This is a genomic window from Streptomyces sp. NPDC025784, from assembly GCF_055558435.1.
The window spans coordinates 74186-89125 of sequence record NZ_JBVHMN010000010.1; the positions used below are offsets into that span (position 1 = coordinate 74186).

The window sequence follows — 14940 nt, forward strand, 5'->3', positions numbered from 1 at the left end:
CACCGCGCCTCCACCGGACACGGGGCGCGTGTGTCGACGCCCCCGGGGCCCGCTGATCAACGGGCCCCGGGGAACGGCGGATTCGCGGGGGCCACGGTTCGGCGGGCCCTGCAGACCGGCGGAGCCCACGTGTCGGCGGGCCCCAGGTATGGGCGGGCCCGACGGAACGGCGATGCCGGAGCAGCCGCCGAGGATCAGCAGCGTCTGCGGTCCTGCGTGAGCACGCCCTGCACCGTGACCAGGTCGCGGTCGTAGCACCCCGCCGAGCCCACCAGCCGGTAGCGCTCGTGTGTCGTGCCGACCGCATGACGCTGATCGCGCGGCACGTTCGCCGTGTACGTCGCGTCGCCGGTGTAGGTGTCGTCGAGCCGGGACCACGCGGTGCGCTCTCCCGCCCGCGTCTCACCGACGGCCGCCCGGTCGCCGAGCGTCAGGACCGTCCGCAGCCGTTCGTCCGCGCCGAGCGTCGTCGTACCGTCCATCGTGTACGTGCGCCGGGTGTGCGTGGCCCGCGCCGGCCCACGCCCGTCCACGGTGACCGTCTCGTCGTCGGTCCACGTCGCTTCCAGCGCGTCGGTGTTCTCGCCGTCCGTCCAGCGGTGCACGGAGGTGTTCGCGAGCGAGCGGGTGACGGTGGTGCGTACCCGGCCGTGCGAGGTGTCCAGGTACCCGGAGACGGTCAGCCGGTGGTTTCCCCGGGTGTCGAGCCGGTGCTCCGCCCCGGGCGTGTACGTCGAGGAGGCGGCCAGGCCGTCGTCCGAGGTCTCGGTCAGCGCCCCGCTCACCCGCTCTCGTCCGGCGTCCTGCCACACGAGGACGTTGACCGGCGTGCTCCAGCCGGTCTGTCCCTCGGGGACGCCGACGACGGAGACGTCGACCCGGTGTGCCCGCCCGTCGTTCAGGAGCCCCGCGAAGGGGGTCAGGTCGTACTCGACGGGTTTGACGTCGAAGGCGCGCGGGCCCGGAATCACGTACCAGAGGAAGGGGTTGGACCATCCGCCGGTCCACACGGTCGGGAACGGCTCGGCGATGCCCGCGAGCCGGCCGTCGACCCTGATCTGCACCTCGCGGTAGGGGCCGTCGTCCGCACGGCAGGAGTACGGCGCGGGGTCCGGCACGGTGAGGTACCAGTACTCCTCGCAGCCGCCGCCGGACCCGGTCGCATAGACCTCGGCGACGACGCGCTCGCTATTGCGCGGTGTGGTCAGCGTGCCGTCCCGGAGCGTGAGCACGCGGTCGGGTGCGGCTGCCGGCCTGCCCCCGTAGAACGTCAGGGTGACCTTGACGTCGATGACGCCCGTGTACGTGTCGTCGACGACGTTCCCGATGAGCATCTCGATGTCCTGGCTGCGCCGAAGGGTGTCGCTGTAGCGCGTGACGTCCTTCTCGACGGACCACGCGATGCCGTCGGGCGACGGTTCGGGCGTCGACGTGCGAAGGATCTCCACGCCGCCGACATGCACGTAGCCGAGCCGGTCGAACTGCCGCCCCTTGACCTTGCCGTCGAGTCTCAGCACGACCTTGCTCCAGCGGTCTCCGCACCCGGCCGGCGGCGCATACGTGCCGTGATACGGCGTGAAGTCGCGGAACTGCGCCTCGGCCAGCGTCACTTCACAGGACCGCCCGGCGGGCCTGCCGACCGGCGGGGCCGCCGTCAGGGGGTCGTGCCAGTCCGTCCCGAACTCGGCCGGCGGTTGCGGGGACGGGGCGGCCGACACCGGGTCCGCCCCGAACAGCGTGCTCGCCACGAGGATCACTCCCGCGAGCATGGACATGACCATCCGTCTTCTCATGTGCGGTGTTCTACGGGGCAGTCGGGCCACCCGCAATGGGGCCCGCCCACCGCGCGCACCGCCGAACGCGCCCCTCTCCTCGCGGGGCTGCCCGCCCCACCAGGACGACTAGGCCTTCAAGTCGGCCTCGTCCCCCATCACCACGACAGGATGCCTATGCGGATCGAGCGTGCGCAGCAAGTACTCCATGGCCGGCCGGGACACGCTCACGCATGCCGACGTACCGCTGCCGTGGTCCATGTGCAGCCAGATGCCGCCCCCCTTGGACTGACCCTCGGGTCGGGTCGGGTCGTTCGGTGCGGTGCCCTTGACGCGGTTGTAGTCGATGGCGATGACGTAGTCGAAGTCGTGCCAGTGGGACTTCGCCCAGTAGCGCGGCGCGGCGAACGACGGAGACCGGGTGTACGGCAGTCGGGCGCCGGGGTCGGCGAGCACGCCCCCCGCGTCGCTGAGCGTGAACACACCGACGGGGCTGCGGTTGTCGCCCTCGTGGTGGTCGACGGTCCAGCCCTTCTTGCCGTTGTGCGCGGGCCAACTGCGGGTCTTCTCCCACGTCGAGCCCGACTTCGTGTACAGCGTGACCGTGGAGTCCGCGGAGTCCACGCCTTCGCCGTGGACCGCGACGACCTGGCGTGCGTCCGACGGGATGCGCGCCCTCATCGCGTCACCGATGCCGGGGATGCGCTTCAGGTCCGCGCTGTGGCTCGGGGCGTCCGACCTGGCGGGCCCGCCGTCGCCCTCGGACCGGCGACCGGAGTCCGAGCCGCCGCACGCCGACAGGGAGGCGGCGAGCACCCCACAGGCCACCGCGACGACTCCCGCACTCCTGACTCCGACCGATCGCATGCCGACCATGGTGACACCCCGACGAGACGCGGAACGCAGCCGGTCACGGTAACGCCCCTCACCTCACCTTTCGTCCCTCTTGAGACGATTTCGCACGAACTCCTCCGGCGCGACGCTCGACGCCGCCGGGCCTGCCGCGCGTCACGCGCCACGGGCCGAATCCGTGCCGCGGGGCGATAAATCGTTTGCTTCCGACCACGCTGCGACGCGAACCTTTCACGGTTTGTTGCCGGCCTTCAGGGCCGGCCGGATGCCGAGAACGCGGCTCCCTCCACCCCTGACACGAGCCACTGGGACGTCATGCAGATTCAAGACCTTCCGTATCCCGACCCGGGTGTGCCGGACGCACGCTCAGGTCCCCGATTCCTGTGGTGGCTCGGCCGGAATCAGCTCGGCGGGCAGTTCAAGGCCCTCGCCTGGGGTCTCCTGCACTTCGTGGCCGTCTCCGGGCTGCCGTTCTGCGTCGGCCTCGCCGTCCAGGCCGTCGTGGACCCCTCCGGAGCCCGGCTCGCCCTGGCGGGCGGACTGATCGCGCTGTGCGGCGTGGGTATCGCGCTGGGCGACGCCATGCTGCACCGCGCCGCCGTCACCAACTGGATCACCGCGGCCGCGCGCGTCCAGCAGCTCCTCGCCCGCAGGACCGCCGAGCTCGGCTCCGCGCTGACCCGGCGCGTCGCTGCCGGCGAGGTCGTCGCCGTCTCCACCGGCGACGTCGAGAAGATCGGCTGGTTCGTGGAGGCGGTGTCGCGCTTCACGGCAGCCGCCCTCACCGTGGTGCTGGTCTGTGTCGGCCTGGTCGTCTACCAGCCCGCGCTCGGCGTCATCGTCGCGGTGGGCATGCCCGTCCTCGCGCTCGCCGTGCTTCCGCTGCTGCCCCGCGCGACACGGCGTGCCGACTTCCAGCGGGAGAAGGCCGGACGCGCCACCGAACTGGCCTCGGACACCGTCGCCGGTCTGCGGGTGCTGCGTGGCATCGGCGGTGAGGAACTGTTCCTCGACCGCTACCGCAGCGCCTCCCAGGAGGTCCGCCGGGCCGCCGTGCGCAGCGCCCGCATGTGGTCGCTGATCTCGGCGATCCAGGTGCTCCTGCCGGGTCTGCTGATGATCGCGGTCGTCTGGCGCGGCGTCGGGCCGGCCCGCGACGGCAGCATCACCGTGGGCGAACTGGTCACCGTGTACAGCGCGGTCATGCTGCTGACCTACCCGCTCAGGCACTTCGAAGAGATCGCGATGGCCTACTCCTTCTCCAGGCCGTCCGCCCGGCGCGCCGCCCGTGTGCTGTCCCTCCAGCGCACCGTGGACAGCGGCGGGACGCTGACGGAACGGACGCCGGGCGGGGATCTGTACGATCCCGCGACCGGGCTGCTCGCGCCCGCGGGACGCCTCACCGCCGTGGTGTGCGGAGACCCGGACGCCGCCGGTCTGCTCGCCGAGCGGCTGGGCGGACACCCGTCCGAGGAAGGCACCTCGGTGCTCCTCGGCGGCGTACCGCTGGACGAACTCCCGCTCGACACCGCTCGCACCGCCGTCCTCGTCCAGGACAAGGATCCGGTGCTGCTGTCCGGCTCGCTGAGCGAACTGCTCGACGTGCCGTCCTCCGGCGAGGTGAGCGCGGCCCAGGCGCTGGCGGCCGCGCAGTGCGGCGACGTCCTGGAGGCGCTCACCCAGGGCTCCCTGGACGCCCAGGACCCGATGGACGCCCACATCACCGAGCGCGGACGGTCCTTGTCGGGCGGCCAGCGCCAGCGGCTCGCGCTGGCCCGGTCCCTGATCACGGACCCCGAGGTGCTCGTCCTGGACGAGCCGACGTCGGCCGTCGACTCGCACACGGAGGCCCGGATCGGCGACGGCGTGCGCTCCCTGCGTGCCGGGCGGACGACCGTGGTCTTCACCTCCTCACCGCTGCTGCTCGACCACGCGGACCGGGTCCTGCTGGTCCACGAGGGCGACGTGGTCGCCGTCGGCGTCCACCGGGAGCTGGTGCACAGCGAACCGCGGTACCGGGCCGTGGTGACCCGGGAGACCGAGGACGAGGCCGCCACCGCGCCGAACGGCGGGCACCCGAAGGGCGAGGCCGCTCCCGGCCGCGCCCGCGAAGACGAGGAAGCCGTCCTGAACGGCGTCCTGGAAGACGACGCGACCCCCCTGGGCGGCGTCCTGGAAGAAATCGAGGAGACCGCATGATCGGCGTGGCGCCCCCGGCGTACGACCCGGCCGCCCCGACGACGGCGAGCACCCTGCCCGTCGGCGCCCCCGAGACCGTACGCGCCTACGTGATCGAGCTCTTCCGGAGGCACCGCACCGCCTTCCTCCTCCTGATCGCCGTCAACACGGTCGCCGTCGTGGCCTCGATGGCCGGGCCCTATCTGCTCGGCTCGGTCGTCGAGCGGGTCTCGGACCGAACACGGGATCTCCACCTGGAGCTCACCGCCGGACTGTTCGTCGCCGCGCTCCTCGTCCAGGCCGTCTTCGTGCGCGAGGTGCGGCTGCGCGGTGCCGTCCTCGGCGAACGCATGCTCGCCGACCTGCGTGAGGACTTCCTCGTGCGGTCGGTGGGCCTGCCGCCCGGTGTCCTGGAGCGGGCCGGCACGGGCGACCTGCTCTCGCGCATCACCACGGACATCGACCGGCTGGCCAACGCCATGCGCGAGGCCGTGCCCCAGCTCGCCATCGGTGTGGTGTGGGCAGCGCTGCTGCTCGGCGGCCTCGCCGTCACCGCGCCGGCGCTGGCCCCCGCCGTGCTCGTCGCCGTGCCCCTGCTGGTGGTCGGCTGCCGCTGGTACTTCAAGCGCGCACCGTCCGCATACCGCTCGGAGGCCGCCGGTTACGCGGCCGTCGCCGCCGTCCTCGCCGAGACGGTCGACGCCGGTCGCACCGTGGAGGCACACCGCCTGGGCACGCGCCGCATCGAACTGTCCGACCGCCGGGTCGAGGAGTGGACCGCGTGGGAGCGGTACACGCTCTGGCTGCGGTCGGTCCTCTTCCCCGTCGTGAGCCTCACTCACGTGACGGTGCTCTGCTCGGTCCTCATGATCGGCGGGACGTTCGTCCTGCACGGGTGGATCAGCGTGGGGCAGCTGACGACGGGCGCGCTCATCGCCCAGATGCTCGTCGACCCGGTGGGCCTGATCCTCCGCTGGTACGACGAGCTCCAGGTCGCCCAGGTGTCCCTGGCCCGCCTCGTCGGCGTCCGGGACATCGAGCCGGACGCGGGCGACCCGTCGGTGGCCCCGGACGGACGGGACGTCCACGCGGACCAGGTCCGCTTCGGCTACCGCGCCGGCGTGGACGTGCTGCGCAAGGTGTCCCTGGAGGTCGCCCCCGGCACCCGGCTGGCCCTCGTCGGCCCGTCCGGCGCGGGCAAGTCCACGCTGGGCAGGCTGCTCGCCGGCATCTACGCGCCCCGGGACGGCCGGATCACGCTCGGCGGCGCCGAACTGTCCCGGATGCCCGCGGAGGAGGTCCGCTCCCACGTGGCCCTGGTCAACCAGGAGCACCACGTCTTCGTCGGATCCCTGCGCGACAACCTGCTGCTCGCCCGGACCGGCGCGGTCGACGCCGAGCTGTGGGCGGCTCTCGGCGCCGTCGACGCGGACGGCTGGGCACGGGCGCTCGACGACGGCCTGGACACCGAGGTCGGCTCGGGCGGACTCGCGCTCACCCCGGCCCAGGCCCAGCAGATCGCGCTGGCCCGCCTGATCCTGGCCGACCCGCACACGCTGGTCCTGGACGAGGCGACCTCGCTCCTCGACCCGCGTGCGGCCCGCCACCTCGAACGTTCGCTCGCACGCGTCCTCGACGGCCGCACGGTGGTGGCCATCGCGCACCGCCTGCACACCGCGCACGACGCCGACGTCATCGCCGTCGTCGAGAGCGGCCGCATCAGCGAACTCGGCAGCCAAGACCAGCTCGTCGCGGCCGACGGCGCCTACGCGGCGCTGTGGCGGTCCTGGCACGGATGACCCCGGCCCCTGCCGTCGCACCGGTGTCACGGCCCGTCGGCAAGGGTGCGGCCGCCTCCGAAGCGCCGTTTCGCACGTGCTCCGGTTCCATGGCCGGAGCACGTGCCGTTGCGCGGTGCCGAAGGGGGGTGGAAGGCTGGATGTGGGCACCGGCTCGGGGTACTCCCCCGGAACCACCCGGTTCGCGTGGGGCGGCGCCTGTGTCCAGCGGCCCGAGCGCCGACCGTCGAGTGCGGCGGCACCGAGCCCCGCCCGCACCCTCTGGAGGTACCCGTGGACAGCGCCGACGGATGGGGGGACGACGTCTACCAGCCCGACGGATCCGAGGTACAGGACGACGCGGGACTGCTCGACGCCGAGGACACTCTGCTCGCCGACGGCGTCGGCGACCCCCTGGACCGTGGCTGGTCCCCTCCGGAACGGCCGTGGGCCGTTGAGCACGCCGGGGTGACCGCCGCGGAGGGCCACGAGGGCGAGAGCCTGGAGCAGCGGCTCGCCGAGGAGCTGCCGGACATCGTGGAACCCGCCGGAGACGGTATCGGCGACTGCCAGGGAACGGACGGTGAGCTCCTCGACAACGAGGTGGGCGATCTGCGCTCCGGCCGTCTCGTCGCCCCCGACGAGGGCGCGCACGAGGACGAGGAGAGCGGGCTCATCGCCACGGACGTGGGCATCGACGGTGCCGCGGCCTCGGCCGAGGAGGCGGCGATGCACATCGTCGACGAGGACTTCCTGTCCGGCTGACCATCCCCTCAAGGAGCATCCATGCAGCAGGACAAGCAGCCCGACTACCACCCGGTCGTCTTCCGCGACCGGTCCGCCGGCTACGCGTTCCTCACCCGCTCCACGGCGACGAGCGACCGGACCATCGAATGGGACGACGGCGAGACCTACCCGGTCGTGGACGTGGAGATCTCCTCGGAGAGCCATCCCTTCTACACCGGCAAGGCCCGGACCGTGGACTCGGAGGGACGCGTCGCACAGTTCGAGCGGCGCTACGGCGCGCAGGACGCCGGGGGCGACGGCGCCGCCTGATCGCAGCGTCGCAGGCGAGGTCCGGTAACCGGCCCCGCCCGGCGACGACCGCCTCAGATGACGTTGAGCGCCGCGGCGCAGCCCACTCCGCCGAGCAGCATGAACACCGGCATCAGCACCTTGAGCTCCACCCAGCTGCCGGCCCTGAAGCGCATCGCCTTGGGCGGACCGATCGGGTACCAGCGCTTGCGGCCGACCGGGATCGGCCACAGGATCGGGCAGCCGGACACCGTCAGGGCGTCCCCGATGTCGTGGACCAGGGCCCCGAGGACGATCGGGAGTCCGAGCCACAGGTACTCCTGGCCCGGCGCGGTGAACAGCCAGTCCGATCCGTTGCCCGGCTTGTCCAGGACTCCGGCGAGGATCCAGGCGCTCGTCGCGGCCAGCAGCCAGACCAGGACGTCGCTGCTGGAGCCGCGGGCGGCTCGCCACAGCAGCCCTTCGATGGCGAGCACCATGTGCACGAACAGGATGGCCAGGACCGCCCAGCGGCCTCCCGTGATGGCCAGGACCGATGTGCCCGCGCCGATCAGCACCGCCCACAGCCAGGTGTGCGTCAACGTGCGGTGACCGCCCGACCGCCGGGGATCGCCCTGCTTCTTCGTCCCCTTGTAGGCGGCGTACGAGAGCTTGTCGACGATCTCGCACAGACCCCGCGACAGGGGGCCGAAGGCCCGTGAGATCGTGGCCGCCTTGTGGTCCAGGTCGGGGGCGAGCGCGGCACCGGCGCAGATCAGGGCGCCGACCAGGAGGACCGGCCAGGGCATGGCATGTCCCGCGGCGGCGGCAGCCGCTCCGACCCCGAGCCAGGCAGCGGCTCCCGACAGTGAGTGTGCTGGTCCCATCATGGCCGCTCCCCGCCCCATTCCTCTTGTGCCGCTGTCCAGTTGCCCGTGCGCACTGATGCTCCGTCGGCGCCACAGCGTAGCGTTCGTGATCTTCTGACCAGCATCCGATTCCCCCATCGGGCGGGTCGACAGGCAAGATGGGGGCGTGACCCTTATCGATCAGCTCCCGCAGACCGCAGATCCCGACGCCCTCTACGAAGCCTTCGAGTCGTGGGCCGGGGAACGCGGTCTCACCCTCTATCCCCACCAGGAGGAGGCGCTGATCGAGGTGGTCTCGGGTGCGAACGTGATCGTTTCGACGCCCACGGGCTCCGGGAAGAGCATGATCGCCGCCGGCGCCCACTTCGCGGCGCTCGCCCGTGACGAGGTCACCTTCTACACGGCGCCGATCAAGGCCCTCGTCTCGGAGAAGTTCTTCGAGCTGTGCAAGATCTTCGGCACCGAGAACGTCGGCATGCTCACCGGCGATGCCTCGGTGAACGCCGACGCCCCGGTGATCTGCTGCACGGCCGAGGTGCTGGCCTCCATCGCGCTGCGGGACGGCAAGCACGCCGACGTGGGCCAGGTCGTGATGGACGAGTTCCACTTCTACGCGGAGGCCGACCGCGGCTGGGCGTGGCAGATCCCGATCCTGGAGCTGCCCCAGGCGCAGTTCATCCTCATGTCGGCGACGCTCGGTGACGTCTCGATGTTCGAGAAGGACCTCACCCGGCGCACCGGACGGCCCACTGCGGTCGTCCGCTCGGCGACCCGTCCCGTCCCGCTGTCCTACGAGTACATGCTCACTCCGCTCACGGAGACGCTCACCGAGCTGCTCGCCACCAAGCAGGCGCCGGTCTACATCGTGCACTTCACGCAGGCCCAGGCCGTCGAGCGGGCGCAGGCGCTGATGAGCATCAACATGTGCACGCGTGAGGAGAAGGACCAGATCGCGGAGCTGATCGGCAACTTCCGCTTCACCACCAAGTTCGGCCGCAACCTCTCCCGCTACGTGCGTCACGGGATCGGTGTGCATCACGCGGGCATGCTGCCCAAGTACCGGCGCCTGGTGGAGAAACTGGCCCAGGCCGGCCTGCTGAAGGTCATCTGCGGCACGGACACCCTCGGTGTCGGGGTCAACGTCCCCATCCGTACCGTGCTGTTCACGGCACTCACCAAGTACGACGGCAACCGCGTCCGCACGCTGCGCGCCCGAGAGTTCCACCAGATCGCGGGCCGCGCCGGTCGTGCGGGCTTCGACACGGCGGGTTTCGTGGTGGCTCAGGCGCCCGAGCACGTCATCGAGAACGAGAAGGCCCTCGCCAAGGCCGGCGACGACCCGAAGAAGCGCCGCAAGGTGGTGCGGAAGAAGGCACCCGAGGGCTTCGTCGGCTGGACGGAGAACACCTTCGAGAAGCTCATCGCCTCTGAACCCGAGCCCCTGACCTCGCGCTTCCGCGTGACGCACACCATGCTGCTGTCGGTGATCGCCCGGCCGGGCAACGCCTTCGAGGCGATGCGGCATCTGCTGGAGGACAACCACGAGCCGCGCAAGCAGCAGCTGCGGCACATCCGGCGGGCGATCGCCATCTACCGCTCGCTCCTCGACGGCGGCATCGTCGAGAAGCTCGACGAGCCCGACGCGACCGGCCGCATCGTGCGGCTCACCGTCGATCTCCAGCAGGACTTCGCGCTCAACCAGCCGCTGTCGACCTTCGCGCTCGCCGCGTTCGACCTGCTGGACCCCGAATCCCCCTCGTACGCCCTGGACATGGTGTCCGTCGTCGAGTCGACGCTGGACGATCCACGGCAGATCCTCGCGGCGCAGCAGAACAAGGCGCGCGGTGAGGCCGTCGCCGCGATGAAGGCGGACGGCGTCGAGTACGAGGAGCGCATGGAGCGGCTCCAGGACGTGTCGTACCCCAAGCCGATGGAGGAGATCCTCTTCCACGCGTACAACACGTACCGCAAGAGCCACCCGTGGGTCGGCGACCATCCGCTGTCCCCGAAGTCCGTGATCCGCGACATGTACGAACGGGCGCTGACCTTCACGGAGTTCGTCTCCTTCTACGAGCTCGCCCGCACCGAGGGCATCGTCCTGCGCTACCTGGCCAGTGCCTACAAGGCCCTCGAGCACACCGTCCCGGACGACCTGAAGTCCGAGGACCTGGAGGATCTGATCGCCTGGCTGGGCGAGATGGTGCGCCAGGTCGACTCCAGCCTCCTCGACGAGTGGGAGCAGCTCGCCAACCCGGAGGAGATGACGGCCGAGGAGGCCCAGGAGAAGGCCGACCAGGTCAAGCCGGTCACGTCGAACGCCCGCGCCTTCCGGGTCCTCGTCCGCAACGCCATGTTCCGCCGTGTCGAGCTCGCCGCTCTCGACAACGTCGACGAACTGGGCGAGATGGACGGCGACTCCGGCTGGGACGCCGATGCCTGGGGCGAGGCCATGGACAAGTACTGGGACGAGTACGAGGACCTCGGCACCGGACCGGACGCCCGTGGGCCCAAGCTCCTCCTCATCGAGGAGGAGCCGGAGAACGGCCTGTGGCGGGTGCGTCAGACCTTCGCCGACCCGAATGGTGATCACGACTGGGGCATCAGTGCGGAGGTGGACCTGACGGCCTCCGACGCGGAGGGACGTGCCGTCGTCCGCGTCACCGATGTCGGCCAGCTGTGAGCTCAGGAGAATCCCACACATGACGAACCCGGCCGAGAGGCTCGTCGACCTGCTCGACCTGGAGCAGATCGAGGTCAACATCTTCCGGGGCCGCAGCCCGCAGGAGTCCCTGCAGCGGGTCTTCGGTGGCCAGGTGGCCGGCCAGGCGCTGGTCGCCGCCGGCCGTACCACCGAGCGCGACCGGCCCGTGCACTCGCTGCACGCGTACTTCCTGCGGCCGGGCCGGCCGGGCGTGCCCATCGTGTACCAGGTCGAACGGGTCCGGGACGGAAGGTCGTTCACCACCCGTCGTGTCACCGCCGTGCAGCAGGGACGCACGATCTTCAATCTGACCGCCTCCTTTCACAAGCCTGAGGAAGGGAGCTTCGAACACCAGCTGCCGCCGGCCCGCGAGGTTCCGGACCCGGAGTCGCTTCCGACGGTGACGCAAGAGATCGAGGAGCATCTGGGCGCGCTCCCCGAGGCGTTGGAGCGCATGGCACGGCGCCAGCCGTTCGACATCCGTTACGCGGACCGGCTTCGCTGGACCCCGGAGGAGATCAAGGACGCCGAGCCGCGCAGCGCGGTGTGGATGCGGGCGGTCGGGCCGCTGGGCGACGATCCGCTCGTGCACACCTGTGCCCTCACGTACGCCAGCGACATGACGCTGCTCGACGCCGTCCGCATCCCGGTGGAGCCGCTGTGGGGCAGGCGGGGCTTCGACATGGCCTCGTTGGACCACGCCATGTGGTTCCACCGCCCGTTCCGCGCGGACGAGTGGTTCCTGTACGACCAGGAATCCCCGATCGCGACGGGCGGGCGTGGTCTGGCGCGCGGACGCATCTACGACCTTCAGGGACGTCTGCTCGTCTCAGTGGTGCAGGAGGGGCTCTTCCGGGCGCTGTGAGGGTGCGCCCTGTGTCCGACCGTCCGTGAAGGGCGCCTCCGGCATCGGGGAGAAGCGCCCCTTCAGGGGTTTCTGCGACGCAGCCACCCGAGCAGTCCTCGTGGCCGCTCGGGCCCCTCGCTGCCGGCTCGGTCGTACGTCCCCTTGAGTTCGCTCCCGGAGAGGTCTTCCGTGCCTTCGCTCCCGGGCTGATCTTCCGTCCCCTCTGCCGCCTCGATCGGTAGCGGGTGCGGCGCGGGGCACAGCGCCCTGGCCTCGACCATCGCCTGGCACAGGTCGGCCTTGAGCCAGCCGATCTCGTCGGGCGCGTCGGCCTTCGTGATGCGAGCGGCGACGAGCGCTGCGGGAGAGCCCGGTGCCCCCTGGGAGGGATGCTCGGGCCTGAGACTGTTCAGATGGGCCCGCTCGTACGGGTCGACGACGACCTCCGCCACATGCGTGGGGTCGAGCAGCGATGCCACGACCGCGGCCCGCGCCCAGGGATCCTCGGTCTGTCGCAGCAGGAAGCCCATGTGACGTCCTCGCCAGTTGCGGGGCCGGAGGTCGACTCCTTCGTCGAGCTGGTCACGGAGCCTCTCGGGCGTACGGCCGCGGAGCAGCGGCGCGTTCTGCTCGTCGGTCGCGAACCGGCGCAGTTCCTCGGCGAGATACAGCCAGACCACGGCCCGATAGCGGTTCAGGTAGAACCTGACCGGGACGATCAGGCCCAGGCGGGCCAGGCGGGTGAACCGGGCGGTGGTCACGCCCATGAGGGCGGCACCTTCCGTCGTACCGACTGCCTTGACCCGCTCGCGCAGCGCTTCGGGAAAGCCGTCCGCGGTGCGCAGGCGGTCGATCTCGCCGCGAGTGACACGACGTCCCCCTCCGCCCTCGTCCGGGACGGAGCGGATGCAGCCGAGGTGCAGGGCGAGATCGAACTCGCCACGCCTGAGCTCCAGCTCTCGTGCGGCACGGCTGAACGACGAGGTGGTGGACTGCGCGATGGTGCGGCCGGACATGACGGTCTCCCCCGTGGAGTCGATTGCTCGCGCCGGTGTGCGCTCGCTTCGGGAAAAACCGTATCCGGCTCGGCGGACATCGCGCGGAGCCTGTGGACAACCTCGACCGCAACCACATTTGCGCAGGTCAGAGATCTACGATGGGCGATCCTTCGCGTTGCCGCGCGTCCACTCCGAGGTGCTCGCCGACGCGGTTCACGAGCAGCGTCATCTCGTAGGCGACCTGGCCGATGTCAGCCTCCGCGGCGCTGAGGACGCACAGACAGCTGCCGTCCCCGGCGGCGGTGACGAAGAGCACCGCGTCGTCGAACTCCACCATCGTCTGGCGCACGTGTCCGGCGCCGAAGTGACGGCCTGAGCCCTTGGCCAGACTGTGCAGGCCCGAGGAGACGGCCGCGAGATGCTCGGCGTCCTCGCGCCTCAGCCCCGTGCTCGCCCCCGTCACCAGTCCGTCGTTGGACAGCACCAAGGCATGCCGTACGTGTTCGACGCGCTGCGTGAGGTCGTCCAGCAGCCAGCCGAGTCCCGTGTTCTGCGCCATGATCCGGTCTTCCCCCTGAAGTCCTTCCCCCTGGCCGGAGGATCTGACCAGCCAGCCTTCCCCACACCCGTCGTCCGAGCAAGGAGGATGGACGGCATGGCAGAGAAGATGACCGACGAGCAATGGCGCGCGTTCGTTTCACAGGGCACGCGCACCGGAAAACTCTCCACCGTCCGGGCCGACGGAGGCCCGCACGTCGCGCCGATCTGGTTCGTGCTGGACGGTGACGAGCTGGTCTTCAACACCGGGAAGGAGACCGTCAAGGGAAGGAACCTCGCACGGGACGGCCGGATCGCCCTGTGCGTGGACGACGATCGGCCGCCTTTCGACTTCGTCGTGCTGGAAGGACGGGCAACGCTCTCTGAGGAGTCCGACGAACTGCTCCACTGGGCGACCAGGATCGCCGCCCGTTACATGGGCGAGGAGCGCGCCGAGGAGTTCGGCAAACGCAACGGTGTTCCGGGTGAACTCCTCGTCCGGGTGCGGATCGAGAAGGTCGTGGCCTACGCATCGGTGGCCGCCTGAGCCACTCGGTGCGTGCGCGAACGGCCGCCCCTTGCCGAGCGGCCGTTCGCCGTGTCAGCCGACCGAGTCGAGCAGCCGGGCGGTGTGCACCCGCCCGGCGTACTCGACGAGACGAATCAGCACCTCCTTCCCGGAGTCGCGGTCGCGCGCGTCGCAGAGCACCACTGGCGTGCCGCGGTCGAGGTCGAGGGCGCGGGAGACGTCCTGCGCACCGTAGGCGCGGGCACCCGCGAAGCAGTTGACGGCCACGACGAACGGGATGTGCCGGTGCTCGAAGTAGTCCACGGCGGGGAAGCAGTCTTCGAGCCGCCGGGTGTCGGCGAGGACGACGGCGCCGAGCGCCCCCTGTGACAGTTCGTCCCACAGGAACCAGAACCGGTCCTGCCCCGGGGTTCCGAAGAGGTAGAGCGAGAGGCCGGACCTGATGGTGATCCGCCCGAAGTCCATGGCGACGGTGGTGGTGACCTTCTGGTCCACGCCGTCCGTGTCGTCCACCGACTGACCTGCCTCACTCAGCAGTTCCTCGGTCCGCAGCGGCCTGATCTCACTGACCGCGCCCACCAGGGTCGTCTTGCCGACGCCGAATCCGCCGGCGACCAGAATCTTCAGGGCCAGAGCGGCGGCCGTCTCGCCACTCGGGGCGTCGGGGTTCTCGGAGACCATCGATCACTTCTCTCGGGAGTGCCGACAAGGGTCGACGTCGGTACGGCGGTGCGGAGTGCTCGTGGGGACTGGTTCGGGCGGGCGCGGAATCAGCGAATTCAGCATCATGACAACTGCGTTCCTGCTTCGAGGGACAGGACCGCAAGCTGACCGTTGTGACCGGCTCACGTCTGTTCGGTGTCGG

Annotated in this window: 13 protein-coding genes; 7 read left to right on the forward strand and 6 right to left on the reverse strand. The window is 70.8% G+C overall.

The genetic code is table 11. The annotated features are described in order from the left end of the window. Positions 1–194: 194 nt before the first annotated feature. Together ACZ4IF_RS22805 and ACZ4IF_RS22810 are read right to left on the reverse strand one after the other, a co-directional pair. Positions 195–1793, reverse strand: coding sequence for a peptide-N4-asparagine amidase (locus ACZ4IF_RS22805; RefSeq protein ID WP_467565453.1), 1599 nt, complete (start codon positions 1791–1793; stop codon positions 195–197). Between the two features lie 108 nt (positions 1794–1901). Next, positions 1902–2639 (reverse strand): L,D-transpeptidase family protein, encoded by a 738-nt coding sequence (locus ACZ4IF_RS22810; RefSeq protein WP_359490080.1) that lies wholly within the window; start codon positions 2637–2639, stop codon positions 1902–1904. A gap of 300 nt (positions 2640–2939) precedes the next feature. Here ACZ4IF_RS22810 and ACZ4IF_RS22815 point away from each other — a divergent pair, with 300 nt between their 5' ends. The 4 genes from ACZ4IF_RS22815 to ACZ4IF_RS22830 all read left to right on the forward strand — a co-directional run bounded on the left by ACZ4IF_RS22815 (position 2940) and on the right by ACZ4IF_RS22830 (position 7636). Continuing rightward, positions 2940–4823 carry an ABC transporter transmembrane domain-containing protein gene (locus ACZ4IF_RS22815; protein ID WP_467565456.1) on the forward strand — a complete coding sequence of 628 codons (1884 nt, stop codon included), beginning with the start codon at positions 2940–2942 and terminating at the stop codon, positions 4821–4823. After that, on the forward strand, positions 4820–6601 hold the full coding sequence (locus tag ACZ4IF_RS22820; RefSeq protein ID WP_467565458.1) for an ABC transporter ATP-binding protein: 1782 nt from the start codon (positions 4820–4822) through the stop codon (positions 6599–6601). Before ACZ4IF_RS22815 ends, ACZ4IF_RS22820 begins: the two co-directional genes overlap by 4 nt. A 273-nt stretch (positions 6602–6874) precedes the next feature. Further along, positions 6875–7345 carry a DUF5709 domain-containing protein gene (locus ACZ4IF_RS22825; protein ID WP_359490074.1) on the forward strand — a complete coding sequence of 157 codons (471 nt, stop codon included), beginning with the start codon at positions 6875–6877 and terminating at the stop codon, positions 7343–7345. 21 nt (positions 7346–7366) lie between these two features. Continuing rightward, positions 7367–7636: a type B 50S ribosomal protein L31 gene (locus ACZ4IF_RS22830; RefSeq protein WP_359490072.1), complete on the forward strand. Its 270-nt coding sequence runs from the start codon at positions 7367–7369 to the stop codon at positions 7634–7636. Positions 7637–7689: 53 nt separating this feature from the next. On the opposite strand, the gene ACZ4IF_RS22835 is transcribed toward ACZ4IF_RS22830, so the two are convergent. Further along, entirely contained in the window at positions 7690–8484 is a 795-nt protein-coding gene (locus tag ACZ4IF_RS22835) for a metal-dependent hydrolase (protein WP_467565461.1), read from the reverse strand. A gap of 145 nt (positions 8485–8629) precedes the next feature. On the opposite strand from ACZ4IF_RS22835, the gene ACZ4IF_RS22840 reads away from it, so the two are divergent. Together ACZ4IF_RS22840 and ACZ4IF_RS22845 are read left to right on the forward strand one after the other, a co-directional pair. Further along, a complete protein-coding gene (locus ACZ4IF_RS22840; protein ID WP_467565463.1) occupies positions 8630–11143 on the forward strand; it encodes a DEAD/DEAH box helicase in 2514 nt (837 codons plus the stop codon). A 19-nt stretch (positions 11144–11162) separates the two neighbouring features. Further along, positions 11163–12029, forward strand: a complete 867-nt coding sequence (locus tag ACZ4IF_RS22845; RefSeq protein ID WP_359490067.1) for an acyl-CoA thioesterase — start codon at positions 11163–11165, stop codon at positions 12027–12029. A 62-nt stretch (positions 12030–12091) separates the two neighbouring features. Here ACZ4IF_RS22845 and ACZ4IF_RS22850 read toward each other — a convergent pair whose 3' ends face one another. Both ACZ4IF_RS22850 and ACZ4IF_RS22855 read right to left on the reverse strand, forming a co-directional pair. After that, complete coding sequence (locus tag ACZ4IF_RS22850) at positions 12092–13027, reverse strand: DUF6397 family protein (RefSeq protein ID WP_467565465.1); 936 nt, start codon at positions 13025–13027, stop codon at positions 12092–12094. Positions 13028–13154: 127 nt separating this feature from the next. Further along, positions 13155–13568 (reverse strand): roadblock/LC7 domain-containing protein, encoded by a 414-nt coding sequence (locus ACZ4IF_RS22855; protein ID WP_095932688.1) that lies wholly within the window; start codon positions 13566–13568, stop codon positions 13155–13157. A 96-nt stretch (positions 13569–13664) separates the two neighbouring features. Here ACZ4IF_RS22855 and ACZ4IF_RS22860 point away from each other — a divergent pair, with 96 nt between their 5' ends. Further along, complete coding sequence (locus tag ACZ4IF_RS22860; RefSeq protein WP_359490062.1) at positions 13665–14093, forward strand: PPOX class F420-dependent oxidoreductase; 429 nt, start codon at positions 13665–13667, stop codon at positions 14091–14093. Positions 14094–14147: 54 nt separating this feature from the next. Here ACZ4IF_RS22860 and ACZ4IF_RS22865 read toward each other — a convergent pair whose 3' ends face one another. Then, complete coding sequence (locus ACZ4IF_RS22865; protein WP_467565468.1) at positions 14148–14756, reverse strand: GTP-binding protein; 609 nt, start codon at positions 14754–14756, stop codon at positions 14148–14150. Positions 14757–14940 lie beyond the last annotated feature (184 nt).